A 14,497-nucleotide genomic window follows, 5' to 3' on the forward strand; every position below is an offset into this window, starting at 1 on the left:
CGCGTTTTCCCCTCGCCGGGAGGCGAGGGGAGCGAGGCTTACCCTTTTTTCACTACGCGCAGCGTCTGCGCCAGGCGGGAAGGTTTCTCAACGCGTGTTTTCTGCGGCGTCGTCACGCAGGCGGTCTCCACGCAAACAAAGCTCTTATAGCCCTCATCCGGTACGTCCGCCATGCTGACAGAGAGCGCCGGGCCCGGGTTCCAGCCCACCACATTGCTGTGGTGGTGATGCACCACTTCAATACAGCGCTTGAGCGCAGCGTCGTGAATCAGGCTGCACGCTTCGGCGTTCAGATAAACGCGGTCGGTGCGGTCCGGGAAGGTCTGGACGCCATCGCTAAGTTTGCCCTGTTCCCCGCCGTTCACTTTATCAATATAGGTGTCGCCAAGGCCGCTGACCTTAACCGCGCTGATGTCGCCTACGTTGAAGTAGGTGTGCAGCGCAGAGGTAGTTTCGAAATCGCCGTGCGCTTCCAGTTCCATTTCACACGTTTTGCCTACTTTGAAACGGGCGTAGAGCGTGAAATCGTGCGGCCAGTACTGACGGCTGGCATCGCTGCTGTGCAGTTCAAACGTCAGCACGACGCCGTTTTCGTCTTCATTATGAGCGCTTAAGGACCAGGGCAGGTTGCGGGCGAAGCCGTGAGAAGGCAGTTCTTTCTGCGCCGCCGGGCCAAACCACGGCCAGCAGACAGGCACGCCGCCGCGCAGCGCCACGCCAGTTTTGAATGGCGTAATGTCGCTCAGCCACAGCACTTCTTCTTCGCCGGCCGGTTTCCAGGAGAGCAAATGCGCGCCCTGCAGCGCAAATGAGGCACGAACCTGAGGGTGATCCACCACGATCAGTTCCAGCTCATCCTGCTGGCGGCGGGAAAGGACAGGCGTAATCTGTTCAACTACCGGCAGCGCAAAAATCTTATTCATCATTTCGGGCAATCCTCTGTCTCGAAGCCATAAAAAAGGGCGACCGAAGTCGCCCTTAGGATCAGATTCTCATCTCGTCTTATTTGGAGATGTGAGCGATCAGGTCCAGAACTTTGTTGGAGTAGCCGGTTTCGTTGTCGTACCAGGAAACCAGTTTCACGAAGTTGTCGTTCAGCGCGATACCTGCTTTGGCATCGAATACAGAAGTGCAGATTTCGCCGTTGAAGTCGGTGGAAACCACGTCATCTTCGGTGTAGCCCAGCACGCCTTTCATTTCGCCTTCAGCCGCTTTCTTAATCGCGTCTTTGATCTGCTCGTAAGTGGCTGCTTTTTCCAGACGAACGGTCAGGTCTACAACGGATACGTTCGGGGTCGGAACGCGGAACGCCATACCAGTCAGTTTGCCGTTCAGTTCCGGCAGCACTTTACCTACCGCTTTAGCTGCGCCGGTAGAGGACGGGATGATATTCTGAGCCGCGCCACGGCCGCCGCGCCAGTCTTTGTGAGACGGGCCGTCAACGGTTTTCTGCGTAGCGGTGGTAGCGTGAACGGTAGTCATCAGACCTTCGATGATGCCGAAGTTGTCGTTGATAACTTTAGCCAGCGGCGCCAGGCAGTTGGTGGTGCAGGATGCGTTGGAAACGATGTCCTGGCCTGCGTATTTATCAAAGTTAGCACCACGTACGAACATCGGGGTGTTGTCTTTGGACGGGCCAGTCATTACCACTTTTTTCGCGCCAGCGGTGATATGCTTACGAGCGGTTTCGTCGGTCAGGAAGATACCGGTTGCTTCAGCGACTACGTCAACACCCACTTCATCCCATTTCAGGTTAGCCGGGTCTTTTTCAGCGGTAACGCGGATTTTTTTACCGTTAACGATCAGGTGACCGTCCTGCACTTCAACGGTACCGTCGAAACGGCCGTGAGTGGAGTCATACTTCAGCATGTAAGCCATGTAGTCAGCGTCTAACAGATCGTTGATTGCAACGATTTCCACGTCAGAACGTTTCTGAGCAGCACGGAAAACAATGCGACCGATACGGCCAAAACCGTTGATACCTACTTTGATAGTCATATATTCCACCAGCTATTTGTTAGTGAATAAAAGGTTGGCTGTAAAATTACAAAAACCTTACGCAGCGTCAAGCGGAATCGTGTCAATCATTGCGACAAATCAATCCTGTGCACAACCTTTGCTCGACTGACTCGCTCACTCTTCCTTTTGAGCTACAGCACCACATTGGGACGTTGCGGTGAATTTTAAAGGCCCATTAAACCAAAAACGTGAACGCCATCACATTTAGCCCCTGGGCTTTCTTTCAGCGCTAAGTTTAGTCTAAAAGATGACACGTCACTGTTAATGTTTTGTTAGAATCTGCCAGATAATGTGACTGCTTAACCCTGCCCCGAGATGTGAATTATGGCCAATCAAAACTCCCAGGATGAACTGAAGAAAACCCTGACGGAAATGCAGTTTTATGTCACCCAGAACCACGGCACCGAGCCGCCGTTCACCGGTCGTCTGCTGCATAACAAGCGGGAAGGCGTCTACCACTGCCTGGTGTGCGATGCGCCTTTGTTTAACTCGCAATCCAAATATGACTCTGGCTGCGGCTGGCCGAGTTTTTATGAGCCGGTAAGCGAAAATGCTATCCGCTATCTCAATGATTACTCGCACGGCATGCAGCGTATTGAGATCCGTTGCGGCACCTGCGATGCGCATTTAGGTCACGTTTTCCCGGATGGCCCACAGCCGACAGGCGAACGTTATTGCGTCAACTCCGCCTCACTGAGCTTTTCTGATGACGACGGCGGCGAGCAAATTAAAGGCTGAAGAATCGATTCAGCAAATTATTCCTGGAGACTTGCTTTTATGAACCTGGATGACCTCATCAGCAGCATGACGCCGGAAGTTTATCAGCGCCTCGCCACGGCGGTGGAATTGGGAAAATGGCCTGACGGCGTGGCGCTGACGCCGGAGCAAAAAGAGAACAGTTTGCAGCTGGTGATGATGTGGCAAATGCGCAATAACACGGCGCCGCAGCATATGACCATCGGCACGGACGGCGCTATCGTCATGAAGAGCAAACAGCAGCTTAAAGAAGAGTTCGGCATTGTGCCGCCTGCTATTGCCAGGATGAAGCCCGAGTAAGCTGAACGCAAAGCTGAACGCGTTGCTGAACGAAAAAGCCCTCCGTATGGAGGGCTTTTTTACTGGCCTGAAAGGAAGCGCGACGGCGCGGGTCGTTAACCCTGCATTTCCCGCCAGTCATCGAGCGTGTAGAGCGTTGCGCCTTCCGTCGCCATCTCCATAAACGCGCGGGCGCTATCCTGCGGCTGTAAGTTAACGCCGCGACAGCCGTCGGTGATAACGTTTACGTCATAGCCAAGCTTCAGCGCATCCAGGGTGGTGAATTTCACACAATAGTCCGTTGCAAGCCCCATCACTATCAGCTCGCTGACGCCGCGCTCACGAAGCCAACTGTCCAGCGCCGTTTTCTGGCGGTGGCCGTTATCGAAAAAAGCGCTGTAGCTGTCAATAGTAGGGTTCTCGCCTTTGTAGAACACCGCTTCAATGGCTTTTTTATTTAACAGCGGGTGCAGTTCCGCCCCTTCGGTATGTTGCACGCAATGGTCTGGCCACCAGGTTTGCGGCAGACCGTCAAGCGTGCCCTGGGTAAAGGGCTCGGTTCCCTGCACCGAGGCGAAGCTACCATGGTTCGCCGGATGCCAGTCCTGGCTTGCCACAATCCGGATGTCACGGGCCTGACACCACTCAATCAGCGCGTTCGCTACGTCCACCGTGCTGTCGCCTTCCGGGACGGAGAGCGCGCCGCCGGCGCAGAAGTCATTTTGCAAGTCCACCAGCAGCAGGGCGCGTGCAGTCATGAAAGCCTCCTTATTCGTCCGGGGTCAGCTCACCGCGCAGGTTGCGCATCATCGCGTCGCGAATTTCGCTGGCGTCCAGCCCCTGGCTCAGTAAGTAATGGAGTTTAGTCAGCGTCGCTTCCACTGTCATATCGAAGCCGCTGATAACGCCCGCATGCGCCAGCGCGTTGCCGGTGGCGTAACCGCCCATGTTGACTTTACCGGACATGCATTGGGTCAGGTTGACCACCACAATACCGCGCGCGCACGCTTCACCCAGCTCTTTGAGGAATTCGCCGTTCTGCGGCGCGTTGCCCACGCCATACGATCGCAGGATAAGCGCGCGCACCGGCTGACGCAGGAAGTTTCGCACCACATCCGCGGAAATGCCCGGATAGATGGTGACGACGCCGATAGGCTGCGGCGTAATCGGGTGCACCTGCAATTCACCGTGTCCGTGAGGCGCAGGCGGCGTATTCAGGCGACGTATATGAATGCCTGCTTCTAACAGCGGCGGCAGGTTAGGGGAGGCGAAGGCGTCAAAACCATCCGCGTGCGCCTTGGTGGTGCGGTTGCCGCGATAGAGACGATTGTTGAAAAAGAGCGTGACTTCGTTAATGGGATAGTTCGCCGCGACGTAAAGCGAGTTCAGCAGATTGATTTGCCCATCCGAGCGCAGTTCCGCAAGGGGGATCTGCGAGCCGGTGACAATAACCGGTTTACTGAGGTTCTCCAGCATGAAGGAGAGGGCCGAGGCGGTGAAGGCCATGGTGTCGGTGCCGTGAAGGATAACAAAGCCGTCGTAATCATCGTAGTGGGCTTTAATGTCATCGGCGATATGCTGCCAGTCCTGCGGCGTCATATCCGAGGAATCCATCAGCGGGGCGTATTCATGAATGGTGAAATCCGGCATTTCGGGGCGGTGAAACTCCGGCATCAGGGAGAGCTGGCGCTGCAGATGGCCGGAGACCGGAATGTAACCCTGTTCAGAGCGTTGCATACCGATGGTGCCACCGGTGTAGGCAACGTAAATCGATTTCTTTTGCATGGTATCGCTTAGGTTGTGCATAAATAGGCGCAGTATAGTGGCGCGGGGAGAAAAAAACAGCCCGGCAAAAGCCGGGCCGGGATAGCGTTAACGCACGTTGCCGCAGGTCAGGCAGAAGGCGTAACGGTTTTGCGGGTCGTTAAAGGCGGCGAGTTTATCGCTTTCCGCCTTCGCGGTTTTGGCCGCCTCGCTGAGCGGCGCCGGCAGATAAGCCTGCAACGCTTGCGGCAGCATCGCCTGTACCGAGCCGCTTACGCCGCTGAGCACCATATCCATAAAGGTGGGCTCGTCCTGGTAATAGTCGACGTGCCAGCTTTTCAGTTTCGCAAGCTCCGCCGCCTTCGCCACCGCGTCGTCGAAGTCGCCGAGGCTGTCCACCAGACCGTTGTTTTTCGCATCCTGACCGGTCCAGACGTGGCCCTGGGCAATTTCATCAATCTGCTGCGGCGTTTTGCTGCGTGACTGCGCCACCAGGTTGATAAAGCGCTGATAGCCGTTTTCGATGGTGAGCTGCATCATTTGCTGCACTTCCGGCGGCAGCGCCTTAGTGACGGACACGTCCGCCAGCGGGGACGTTGCCACGCCATCAGTGTGTACGCCAATAGCATCAAGGCTGTTTTCCATGGTGTTGATCACGCCGAAGATGCCGATAGAGCCCGTCAGCGTGCTGGGGTTCGCCACAATGTAATTCGCAGGGGTCGAAATCCAGTAGCCGCCGGAAGCCGCCATGCCGCCCATTGAAACCACCACCGGTTTGCCCGCCGCTTTGGCGGCCGCCAGTTCAGCGCGGATGACTTCCGACGCGGTCACGCTGCCGCCAGGGCTGTTTACGCGTAGCACGATCGCTTTTACCTGCGGGTCGAGGCGCGCGTCGCGGATCTGCGAGGCGGTGGTATCGCCGCCGACATTACCTTGCGTCTCTTCGCCGTCCATAATCGCGCCGTTAGCAAAAATCACGGCGACGGACGCGCCCTGCTGTGTCGGCTTATTCACCGGGTAGTCGTAAAGGCTTACCGCGCTGAAGTCTTTATCCTTTTTGCTCCAGCCAAATTGCTTAACCAGCGCTTTTTCCACCTCGGCGCTGGAGGCAAGCGCATCCACAAGCTTATTGTCGAGCGCATATTTCGCCGTGTCGCCGCCTGCTTTTTGCAGCCCGGCCAGCAGCCCCTGCGCGCCCGGGAAGACTTGCGAGGCAGGAATTTGCCGGTTGGCCGCCAGCGTATTGAGATAATTTTGCCAGAGTTCGCCAATCCAGCGGCTATCCGCTTCCCGCGCCTGCGGCGACATATCGTCACGAATAAACGGCTCCACGGCGGATTTATAGGTACCGACGCGGAAAACGTGGGTGCTCACCTTCAGCTTATCGAGCAACGACTTATAGTAAAGCCCGTTAGTGGCGAAGCCGTGCAGATCCACTTCACCCTGCGGTGACAGCCAGATCTTATTGGCGAAGCTCGCCAGGTAATACTGGCCCTGGGTGTAGCTGTCGCCTACCGCCAGCACCGGCTTGCCGCTGTCGCGAAACTCGCGCAGCGCCTTGCCGATATACTGCATAGAGGGTTGGTCGGCCCCGGCGAAATCTTTCAGATCCAGCACGATGCCGGTGATATTGCGGTCGTTTTTCGCCTGGCGAATCGCGGCCACGATATCAAACAGCGAGTTTTCCTGAAGCCTGTCGGAGTTGGCGCCGAACAGCTGGCGGCCCAGCGCGCCAAGCTTGTTGTTGACGGATGGTTTGTCCACCACCACGCCGGTAATATCCAGCAGCAGCGCGCCGCGACCCGGCTGCGATGACTCGCCGCCGCCAAGCTGCATCCAGATGCCGACGCCTGCCAGGATGAGCAAAATAAAGAACAGGTTCATCACCAGTTCGCGGATAAAATTGAGCAGACGCCATGTCCACTTAAAAAAGCCGGCAATAATTCGCCACAGGGTTCGCATATCCTCTCCCTAATCGTGTGAACGGGGGTATCCCGTAAGCCGCCCGCCTCAAACGCGGGGGCGCTCAAAGTGTAAATAGAGGCAGGCGGCTTGTCAGCAGGAAAGAGGGGCGATGCTGTAACAAAAGAGGGCGCTGTGTTAATTTTGTAAACAAAATGCATGACAGGAGAGACCTGATGGACGCACTTGAACTGCTCGTTAACCGCCGTAGCGCCTCCCGGCTGGCCGAACCTGCGCCAGCGGGCGAAGCGCTGGAAAATATCCTGCGCGCCGCGATGCGCGCCCCCGATCACGGCACCCTGCAACCCTGGCGATTCTTTATTATCGAAGGCGAAGGGCGTGAGCGCTTTAGTCAGCTGCTGGAAAAAGCCGCACGGGAAACCGGGCAGGATGAAAAGGCTATCGAGAAAGCGCGCAACGCGCCGTTTCGCGCGCCGATGATTATCACCGTGGTCGCGCACTGCGAAGCGCACCCGAAAGTGCCGCAGTGGGAGCAGGTGGCTTCTGCGAGTTGCGCGGTCATGGCGATGCAGATGGCGGCGCTGGCCCAGGGCTTCAACGGCATCTGGCGCAGCGGCGCGCTAACGGAAAGCCCGCAGGTTCGCGAAGCGTTCGAATGCCGCGAGCAGGATCGGATTGTCGGTTTTCTCTATCTCGGCACCCCGCAGTTAAAAGCCTCCACGACCATCAGCGTGCCCGATACCGCGCCTTTTGTTCGCCATTTTTAATAAAAACGCCTCTGGCTGTCTGGATTGTGAGCAAAAGCGGCGCAATTCAGACAGCCGTACTTATCACCCTCTCTTTCTGGCGCTACCATAGGCGCGCGTCGTCCCGCCCGCAGGGTGCGACACCGTTCATCAACAGGAGAGGTCCATGAGTGAGCAAGCTATTCGTTTGACGCAATACAGCCACGGAGCCGGTTGCGGTTGCAAAATTTCCCCGAAAGTGCTGGAGACCATCCTGCACAGCGAGCAGGCGAAGTTTGTCGACCCGAACCTGCTTGTGGGCAACGAAACCCGCGACGACGCCGCGGTCTACGATCTGGGCAACGGCACCTGCATCATCAGCACCACCGATTTCTTCATGCCTATCGTTGACGATCCGTTTGACTTCGGCCGCATCGCCGCCACCAATGCCATCAGCGATATCTACGCCATGGGCGGCAAACCGATCATGGCGATAGCCATTCTCGGCTGGCCCGTTAACACGCTGGCGCCGGAAATTGCCCGCGATGTGATTGAAGGGGGCCGCGCCGCCTGCCAGCAGGCGGGCATCAGCCTCGCAGGCGGCCACTCCATTGACGCGCCTGAACCTATTTTCGGCCTCGCGGTGACCGGCGTTGTGCCAACCGAGCGGGTGAAGAAAAACAGCACCGCTGAAGCGGGCTGCAAACTCTTCCTCACCAAGCCGCTCGGCATCGGCGTGCTGACCACCGCCGAGAAAAAGTCGCTGCTGCGCGATGAGCATAAAGGTCTGGCCGCTGAAGTGATGTGCCGTATGAACAAAGCGGGGGCGGATTTCGCCAGGGTTGAAGGCGTGAAGGCAATGACCGACGTGACTGGCTTCGGCCTGCTCGGCCACCTGAGCGAAGTATGCCAGGGGGCGGGCGTACAGGCGGAAATCTGGTATCAGGAGGTGCCGAAGCTGCCGGGTGTGGAAGACTATATTGCCCAGGGCGCGGTGCCGGGCGGCTCGGCGCGCAACTTCGCCAGCTACGGCCACCTGATGGGCGAGATGCCGGAAGCCTGGCGCAACCTGCTGTGCGACCCGCAAACCTCCGGCGGCCTGCTGCTGGCCGTCACGCCGCAAGCCGAAGCGGAGGTCGCTGCCATCGCGGCGGAGCACGGCATTACGCTGAGCGCCATCGGCGAACTGAGAGACGCCCGCGCAGGCCGTCCGATGATTGAGATCCGCTAACGCCATGCGGTTGTTCATCGCCGAAAAGCCCAGCCTCGGGCGCGCCATCGCCGACGTGCTGCCTAAGCCGCACCGCAAAGGCGATGGTTTCATCGAATGTGGCAACGGTCAGGTGGTAACCTGGTGCGTAGGCCATCTGCTTGAGCAGGCGCAACCCGATGCGTATGACAGTCGCTATGGGCGCTGGAACCTGGCGGACCTGCCTATCGTGCCGGAAAAATGGCAGTTGCAGCCGCGCGCCTCAGTGACCAAACAGCTCAACGTAATAAAAAAGCTGCTGCGCGAAGCGAGCGAAGTGGTGCACGCGGGCGACCCGGACCGCGAAGGACAGTTGCTGGTAGACGAAGTGCTGGACTACCTGCAGCTCCCTGCGGAAAAACGCAAGCAGGTACAACGTTGCCTGATAAACGACCTCAACCCGCAGGCAGTGGAGCGCGCCATCTCCCGCCTGCGTGAAAACCGGGAGTTTGTGCCGCTCAGCACTTCTGCGCTGGCCCGCGCCCGCGCTGACTGGTTGTATGGCATCAACATGACCCGCGCGTATACCCTCCTTGGGCAAAATGCCGGCTATCAGGGGGTATTGTCGGTCGGGCGCGTGCAAACGCCGGTGCTGGGGCTGGTGGTCAGACGCGATGAAGAGATAGAAAACTTCATACCCAAAGATTATTTCGAAGTGAAAGCGCATATCGTCACGCCGAAGGATGAGCGCTTTGTCGCCACCTGGCAGCCCAGCGAGGCGTGCGAGCCGCACCAGGATGAAGAGGGCAGGCTGCTTAACCGGGCGCTTGCTGAGCATGTCGTCAAGCGTATCGCCGGGCAGCCCGCGAGGGTCACGGCCTACAGCGATAAACGCGAATCGGAAGCCGCGCCGCTGCCGTTTTCCCTTTCGGCATTACAGATTGAAGCGGCGAAGCGCTTTGGTCTTTCGGCGCAGAACGTGCTGGATATCTGCCAGAAGCTCTATGAAACCCACAAGCTGATTACCTACCCGCGTTCCGACTGCCGCTATCTGCCGGAAGAGCATTTTGCCGGACGGCACGCGGTAATAAAGGCGATTGGCGTTCACGCAAGCGATCTGCTGCCGCAACCGGCGGTGGACCCGGAGCGCCGTAACCGCTGCTGGGATGATAAAAAGGTCGATGCGCACCACGCCATCATTCCGACAGCCCGCAGCTCTTCCGTTTCGCTTAACGACGGCGAGGCGAAAGTGTACGGGCTTATCGCCCGCCAGTACCTGATGCAATTCTGCGCTGACGCGGTATTTCGCAAATGCGTTATCGACCTTGATATCGCAGGCGGCAAGTTTATCGCCAAAGCCCGCTTTCTGGCGGAAGCGGGCTGGCGCACACTGCTTGGGGCGAAAGAGCGGGATGAAGAAAACGATGGCTCGCCTTTGCCGGTGGTCGCCAAAGACGATGAACTGCTGTGCGAGCATGGCGAAGTGGTGGAGCGGCAGACGCAGCCGCCGCGCCATTTCACCGACGCCACCTTGCTTTCCGCAATGACCGGCATCGCCCGCTTTGTGCAGGATAAAGATCTCAAAAAAATCCTGCGCGCCACCGACGGGCTGGGAACAGAGGCCACCCGCGCGGGGATTATCGAGCTGTTGTTTAAGCGCGGCTTTCTGGAGAAGCAGGGGCGTTATATTCGCTCGACCGAGCCGGGCCGGGCGCTTATCCATGCGCTGCCGGAGCTGGCGGCGCGTCCGGACATGACGGCGCAGTGGGAATCGACGCTGACGCAAATCAGCGAGAAGCAGTGCCGTTATCAGGACTTTATGACGCCGCTGGTGCAAACCCTCTACGCGCTGATAGACCAGGCGCGCAGCGCGCCGGTTCGCCAGTTCCGCGGCCTCGCGGCGCCGCAGGCCAAAGGGGCGCGGAAATTCAAAGGCGGCAAAAAAGGCGGCGGACGCAGTAAAAAAACCGGCGCGCCCGCGTCGGGCGGCGCAATGGAGTAAACCCCTTGTTTAGGTGTGGTTTTGCTTTATCATGTCGGCGCCGCGGGTGCGGCGTAACGGATAACGCGACAGGTGTTTTCAATGGACAATGAAACGAAAGTACTGCAACTGATGAAAGAGGCTGGCAAGCCGGTTTCGGCGGGTGAAATTGAAAAGGTTTGCGAGCTCGAGCGCAAAGCCATCGATAAGGCGTTTAAGAACCTGAAAGCGCAGGGGCGCATTGTCTCCCCGGTTCGCTGTAAATGGCAGCCCGCTTAACTGACCTTGATAAGCCTGCGTCGCGCCGACGCAGGCTTTTTTATTCTCCGCCGTTCAGATAACGCCCTGCGCCAGCATCGCGTCCGCCACTTTCACAAAGCCCGCGATATTGGCGCCGCGCACATAGTTTACCTGGCGCTCGCCTTCGCCATAGGTCACGCAGGCGTGGTGGATGTCGTGCATGATGTGGTGCAGGCGGGCGTCCACTTTCTCCGCTTTCCACCCCATACGCGCGGCGTTTTGCGCCATCTCAAGCCCGGAAGTGGCGACGCCGCCCGCATTGGCCGCTTTTCCTGGGGCAAAGAGCACGCCCGCTGCCAGAAACGCGTCGGTAGCTTCAATCGTGGTGGGCATATTCGCGCCTTCCGCCACGGCTTTTACGCCATTGGCGATGAGCGTTAATGCCGCCTCGAGATCCAGTTCATTTTGCGTAGCGCAGGGCAGGGCGATATCCACCGGCACGCTCCAGGGCTGTTTGCCTTCCAGATACGTCAGCTTAAACTCGCGCGCGTAATCGGCTACGCGGCCGTCGCGGCTTGCCTTAATCTGCGCCAGTCGCGCCAGCTTTTCCGTCGTGAAGCCGCTTTCATCCACCACCGTGCCGTTGGAATCGGAGGCGGTGATGACGCGCGCGCCGTAAAGCATCGCTTTTTCAATAGCGTATTGCGCGACATTGCCGGAGCCGGAGACCGCCACGCGCATCCCTTCAAGCGCCATGCCGTGCTGCTTGAGCATGGCGTCGGTGAAGTAAATCAGTCCATAGCCGGTCGCTTCCGGGCGAATCAGACTGCCGCCGAAAGAGAGCCCTTTGCCGGTAAAGACGCAGGCGTTATGGTTGCCGAGCTTTTTCATCATGCCCGCCATATAGCCGACCTCGCGTCCGCCCACGCCGATGTCGCCCGCCGGAACGTCGGTATCCGGGCCGAGGTGGCGCCACAGTTCGGTCATCAGCGCCTGGCAAAAACGCATAATTTCGCCTTCGCTCTTGCCTTTGGGGTCGAAATCGCTGCCGCCTTTGCCGCCGCCCATGGGCAGCGTCGTCAGTGCATTTTTAAACGTTTGTTCAAAGCCGAGAAATTTCAGAATCGATAAGTTCACGGACGGGTGAAAGCGCATGCCGCCTTTGTAGGGGCCGATGGCGGAGTTGAACTGCACGCGCCAGGCGCGGTTGACCTGCACTTCATTACGATCGTTTACCCATACGACGCGAAACTGAATAACCCGCTCCGGCTCGACAAGGCGCGCCAGTAAAGCGTGGTCGCGGTAGTGAGGATGGGTATCCAGAAAGGGCCACAGGGTGGTCATTACTTCGCGCACCGCCTGGGCGAATTCCGGCTGGTGCGGGTCGCGCTGCTGCGCAGAGGAAAGAAACTGCTCCAGAGTAAGATGTTGTCCCATAAGGTATAAGCTCCTTTTATAGATAAATGATTTTATTTGTGAAATTTATGAATAAAAATGCGCCAACCCGGCGACTATATCATTCAGTTAAGGCGATAAAGCAAGCAAATTTTGTCGGCTGCCCGGTGGCTTTTTTTCGTTATCATCATGAAAACTTATGACAAGAAGCGATATATTGACGAAGCTTGTGAGATATGGCGCAGTAGCGGTTAACGGCGCGGCGTAACCGTAACCATCAGGAGAAAATGCATGCTCAGGATTAACGTAGTGCTGGCGGGAGGATTACTGCTGCTGTCGGGCTTTTGCGCAGCGGGAGAGCGTTATCATTCGGGTTCCGACGGGTATCCCGAAGAGCGCTACCCCTCGGATATTGGCGTTGCCGTACCGCCGGAAGTGTTCAGCAGCGGCGGTCATCGCCCGCCGCCCTGTAACCAGTGCTGTATTTATCAGGATCAAAACTATTCGGAAGGGGCGGTCGTCAATGCTCAGGGCGTCATGCTGCAATGCCAGCGCGATGAAAAAACGGTTAGCACGAACCCTCTGGTCTGGCGTCGCGTGCAGCCATAAACGCGGCGAGCAGGGGGATATCCGCCGGAGCGAGATCATAACGCGACGCGTCGGCGGGGTAGCACCACACCAGCGCGCTGTGGCAGTGAGCATTCAGCGTGCCTGCGAAATCGGCCACATGCCAGGCGTGCAGACGGATGCGTCTGCCGCTGACTTCCTGCTCGTGGCTCGCGACATAGCGGCCCACGTGCGCCTGAATGCCTAATTCCTCCGCCAACTCGCGCGCCAGCGCCTGCGGCTGGCTTTCTCCCGCTTCCACTTTGCCGCCGGGAAACTCCCAGCGTCCCGGCTGGTCGCCGCTGGCTGGCCGCTGCGCCAGCAGGATCTTGCCCTGCTTTTCGATAATGGCGGCGACAACATCAATCGTTTTCATAAGCTCAAGATGAAAAAAGAGACGTCCGTGCTCGCCTTACCGCTCCCCTCAGGGGAGAGAAGCGGCGAGCGGGACGGACAGAGTCGTCTGCGGATTTCGCTTTGCGCTCGCCCTGAAAAGAAAAAAGGCGAGCACGCATATAACGATGCTTAAAGCTTAAATTTCGCCCACACCGGCGCATGGTCGGACGGTTTTTCCATGGCGCGAATATCGTAGTCGATACCGGTTTCCACCAGACGCTCCATTAGCGGCGAGCTTGCCAGCAGCAGGTCGATGCGCAGCCCGCGATTATCGTCAAAGCCGCGCGAACGATAGTCGAACCAGGAGAAGCGGTCGGTCGATTCCGGGTGAGCATGGCGGTAGGTATCTACCAGCCCCCAGTTCAGCAGGCGGCCCATCCATTCGCGCTCTTCCGGCAGGAACGAGCACTTGCCGGTGCGCAGCCAGCGTTTGCGGCTCTCTTCGCCGATGCCGATATCCAGATCCGTTGGGCTGATATTCATATCACCCATAATAAGCACCGGGTTCTCGCGCTTAAGCTCGCTTTCCAGATAATCCTGCAGGTTTTGATAAAACGCCGCTTTAGCCGGGAATTTTGTCGGATGGTCGCGGCTTTCGCCCTGAGGGAAATAACCGTTAATTACCGTAATGTTGCCGATTTCAGAGGGGATCTCCGCCATAATCAGACGGCGCTGCGCCTCTTCATTATCCCCCGGAAAGCCGCGACGCACGGCGACCGGCGTCTCTTTTGTCAGCAGCGCCACGCCGTAATGTCCTTTCTGGCCGTGGTAGAAAACGTTGTAACCGAGTTTTGCTACCTCTTCGAGCGGGAACATATCGTCATGCACTTTTGTTTCCTGAAGACCGATGACGTCGGGCTGATGCTGCTCCACCAGCGCTTCAAGCTGATGGGGGCGGGCGCGCAGGCCGTTGATATTAAAAGAGACAAATTTCATAGTCGCTGCCACATTGCGGAAAGTCAGGCGCCAGAGAATATCAGAAAAGCCCCCGCATCGCTGCCCCTGAGGCCATCCTTTTACTTGCGCGGATGAATGGCTCGCTTTCGCCGCTACGCCCCGTTTCGGCGCACAGCGCCCTGTTTCAGCGCATGGCGCCCTAAAAAAGGGCGTTTTTTTCCTCTGAATCCTGCCTGCGATCACAAATCCAGAAGGATATTCGGTTTATGCATAACATTGCTTATTTATTTTTCTGCAACCGCAGCGCATCACGTTAGTATGCACTGT

At 57.8% G+C, this 14,497-nt stretch carries 15 protein-coding genes; 7 read left to right on the forward strand and 8 right to left on the reverse strand.

The genetic code is table 11. The annotated features are described in order from the left end of the window. Positions 1 to 38: 38 nt before the first annotated feature. Positions 39 to 926 (reverse strand): D-hexose-6-phosphate mutarotase, encoded by an 888-nt coding sequence (locus IEX01_RS04605; protein ID WP_024558037.1) that lies wholly within the window; start codon positions 924 to 926, stop codon positions 39 to 41. 76 nt (positions 927 to 1,002) lie between these two features. Beyond that, entirely contained in the window at positions 1,003 to 1,998 is a 996-nt protein-coding gene (gene gapA / locus IEX01_RS04610; protein WP_024558038.1) for a glyceraldehyde-3-phosphate dehydrogenase, read from the reverse strand. Positions 1,999 to 2,343: 345 nt separating this feature from the next. Between gapA and msrB the strand changes: the two genes are divergently transcribed. Together msrB and IEX01_RS04620 are read left to right on the forward strand one after the other, a co-directional pair. Beyond that, positions 2,344 to 2,757, forward strand: coding sequence for a peptide-methionine (R)-S-oxide reductase MsrB (gene msrB / locus IEX01_RS04615; RefSeq protein WP_024558039.1), 414 nt, complete (start codon positions 2,344 to 2,346; stop codon positions 2,755 to 2,757). 39 nt (positions 2,758 to 2,796) lie between these two features. After that, positions 2,797 to 3,075: a YeaC family protein gene (locus tag IEX01_RS04620; RefSeq protein ID WP_024558040.1), complete on the forward strand. Its 279-nt coding sequence runs from the start codon at positions 2,797 to 2,799 to the stop codon at positions 3,073 to 3,075. A 95-nt stretch (positions 3,076 to 3,170) separates the two neighbouring features. Here the strand turns inward: IEX01_RS04620 and pncA are convergent, their stop codons facing one another. The 3 genes from pncA to sppA form a co-directional block, all read right to left on the reverse strand. Then, positions 3,171 to 3,812: a bifunctional nicotinamidase/pyrazinamidase gene (pncA, locus tag IEX01_RS04625; RefSeq protein ID WP_024558041.1), complete on the reverse strand. Its 642-nt coding sequence runs from the start codon at positions 3,810 to 3,812 to the stop codon at positions 3,171 to 3,173. Between the two features lie 10 nt (positions 3,813 to 3,822). Then, a complete protein-coding gene (gene ansA, locus IEX01_RS04630) occupies positions 3,823 to 4,839 on the reverse strand; it encodes an asparaginase (RefSeq protein ID WP_188723333.1) in 1,017 nt (338 codons plus the stop codon). An 87-nt stretch (positions 4,840 to 4,926) separates the two neighbouring features. After that, complete coding sequence (sppA, locus tag IEX01_RS04635) at positions 4,927 to 6,780, reverse strand: signal peptide peptidase SppA (protein WP_024558043.1); 1,854 nt, start codon at positions 6,778 to 6,780, stop codon at positions 4,927 to 4,929. 176 nt (positions 6,781 to 6,956) lie between these two features. Here sppA and IEX01_RS04640 point away from each other — a divergent pair, with 176 nt between their 5' ends. The 4 genes from IEX01_RS04640 (at position 6,957) to IEX01_RS04655 (ending at position 10,915) form a co-directional block, all read left to right on the forward strand. Beyond that, positions 6,957 to 7,508 (forward strand): NAD(P)H nitroreductase, encoded by a 552-nt coding sequence (locus IEX01_RS04640; RefSeq protein WP_024559603.1) that lies wholly within the window; start codon positions 6,957 to 6,959, stop codon positions 7,506 to 7,508. Between the two features lie 145 nt (positions 7,509 to 7,653). Beyond that, positions 7,654 to 8,697 carry a selenide, water dikinase SelD gene (gene selD, locus IEX01_RS04645; RefSeq protein ID WP_024558045.1) on the forward strand — a complete coding sequence of 348 codons (1,044 nt, stop codon included), beginning with the start codon at positions 7,654 to 7,656 and terminating at the stop codon, positions 8,695 to 8,697. 4 nt (positions 8,698 to 8,701) lie between these two features. Beyond that, the gene (locus IEX01_RS04650; protein WP_188723334.1) at positions 8,702 to 10,657 is read left to right on the forward strand and encodes a DNA topoisomerase III; all 1,956 of its coding nucleotides are present in this window, start codon (positions 8,702 to 8,704) and stop codon (positions 10,655 to 10,657) included. Between the two features lie 81 nt (positions 10,658 to 10,738). After that, complete coding sequence (locus tag IEX01_RS04655) at positions 10,739 to 10,915, forward strand: HTH domain-containing protein (protein WP_024558047.1); 177 nt, start codon at positions 10,739 to 10,741, stop codon at positions 10,913 to 10,915. Positions 10,916 to 10,969: 54 nt separating this feature from the next. On the opposite strand, the gene gdhA is transcribed toward IEX01_RS04655, so the two are convergent. Next, positions 10,970 to 12,313, reverse strand: coding sequence for an NADP-specific glutamate dehydrogenase (gdhA, locus tag IEX01_RS04660; RefSeq protein WP_188723335.1), 1,344 nt, complete (start codon positions 12,311 to 12,313; stop codon positions 10,970 to 10,972). Between the two features lie 258 nt (positions 12,314 to 12,571). Between gdhA and IEX01_RS04665 the strand changes: the two genes are divergently transcribed. Next, positions 12,572 to 12,880, forward strand: coding sequence for a DUF1496 domain-containing protein (locus tag IEX01_RS04665; RefSeq protein ID WP_229701828.1), 309 nt, complete (start codon positions 12,572 to 12,574; stop codon positions 12,878 to 12,880). On the opposite strand, the gene IEX01_RS04670 is transcribed toward IEX01_RS04665, so the two are convergent. Then, the gene (locus tag IEX01_RS04670; RefSeq protein ID WP_048888234.1) at positions 12,840 to 13,253 is read right to left on the reverse strand and encodes a pyrimidine (deoxy)nucleoside triphosphate diphosphatase; all 414 of its coding nucleotides are present in this window, start codon (positions 13,251 to 13,253) and stop codon (positions 12,840 to 12,842) included. The genes IEX01_RS04665 and IEX01_RS04670 overlap by 41 nt on opposite strands. A gap of 149 nt (positions 13,254 to 13,402) precedes the next feature. Beyond that, positions 13,403 to 14,209: an exodeoxyribonuclease III gene (gene xthA, locus IEX01_RS04675; protein ID WP_188723336.1), complete on the reverse strand. Its 807-nt coding sequence runs from the start codon at positions 14,207 to 14,209 to the stop codon at positions 13,403 to 13,405. Positions 14,210 to 14,497 lie beyond the last annotated feature (288 nt).

The sequence above is a fragment of the Franconibacter daqui genome (assembly GCF_014644275.1).
In the GTDB taxonomy this organism is placed as follows: Bacteria; Pseudomonadota; Gammaproteobacteria; order Enterobacterales; family Enterobacteriaceae; genus Franconibacter; species Franconibacter pulveris.

Excerpts from the sequence above, each read along its gene's own strand:
- msrB (WP_024558039.1), top strand. The coding sequence starts at position 2,344 with ATGGCCAATCAAAACTCCCAGGATGAACTGAAGAAAACCCTGACGGAA.
- ansA (WP_188723333.1), bottom strand. The coding sequence starts at position 4,839 with ATGCAAAAGAAATCGATTTACGTTGCCTACACCGGTGGCACCATCGGT.
- gapA (WP_024558038.1), bottom strand. The coding sequence starts at position 1,998 with ATGACTATCAAAGTAGGTATCAACGGTTTTGGCCGTATCGGTCGCATT.
- IEX01_RS04670 (WP_048888234.1), bottom strand. The coding sequence starts at position 13,253 with ATGAAAACGATTGATGTTGTCGCCGCCATTATCGAAAAGCAGGGCAAG.
- IEX01_RS04620 (WP_024558040.1), top strand. The coding sequence starts at position 2,797 with ATGAACCTGGATGACCTCATCAGCAGCATGACGCCGGAAGTTTATCAG.
- IEX01_RS04640 (WP_024559603.1), top strand. The coding sequence starts at position 6,957 with ATGGACGCACTTGAACTGCTCGTTAACCGCCGTAGCGCCTCCCGGCTG.
- gdhA (WP_188723335.1), bottom strand. The coding sequence starts at position 12,313 with ATGGGACAACATCTTACTCTGGAGCAGTTTCTTTCCTCTGCGCAGCAG.
- IEX01_RS04650 (WP_188723334.1), top strand. The coding sequence starts at position 8,702 with ATGCGGTTGTTCATCGCCGAAAAGCCCAGCCTCGGGCGCGCCATCGCC.
- sppA (WP_024558043.1), bottom strand. The coding sequence starts at position 6,780 with ATGCGAACCCTGTGGCGAATTATTGCCGGCTTTTTTAAGTGGACATGG.
- selD (WP_024558045.1), top strand. The coding sequence starts at position 7,654 with ATGAGTGAGCAAGCTATTCGTTTGACGCAATACAGCCACGGAGCCGGT.
- IEX01_RS04655 (WP_024558047.1), top strand. The coding sequence starts at position 10,739 with ATGGACAATGAAACGAAAGTACTGCAACTGATGAAAGAGGCTGGCAAG.
- xthA (WP_188723336.1), bottom strand. The coding sequence starts at position 14,209 with ATGAAATTTGTCTCTTTTAATATCAACGGCCTGCGCGCCCGCCCCCAT.
- pncA (WP_024558041.1), bottom strand. The coding sequence starts at position 3,812 with ATGACTGCACGCGCCCTGCTGCTGGTGGACTTGCAAAATGACTTCTGC.
- IEX01_RS04605 (WP_024558037.1), bottom strand. The coding sequence starts at position 926 with ATGATGAATAAGATTTTTGCGCTGCCGGTAGTTGAACAGATTACGCCT.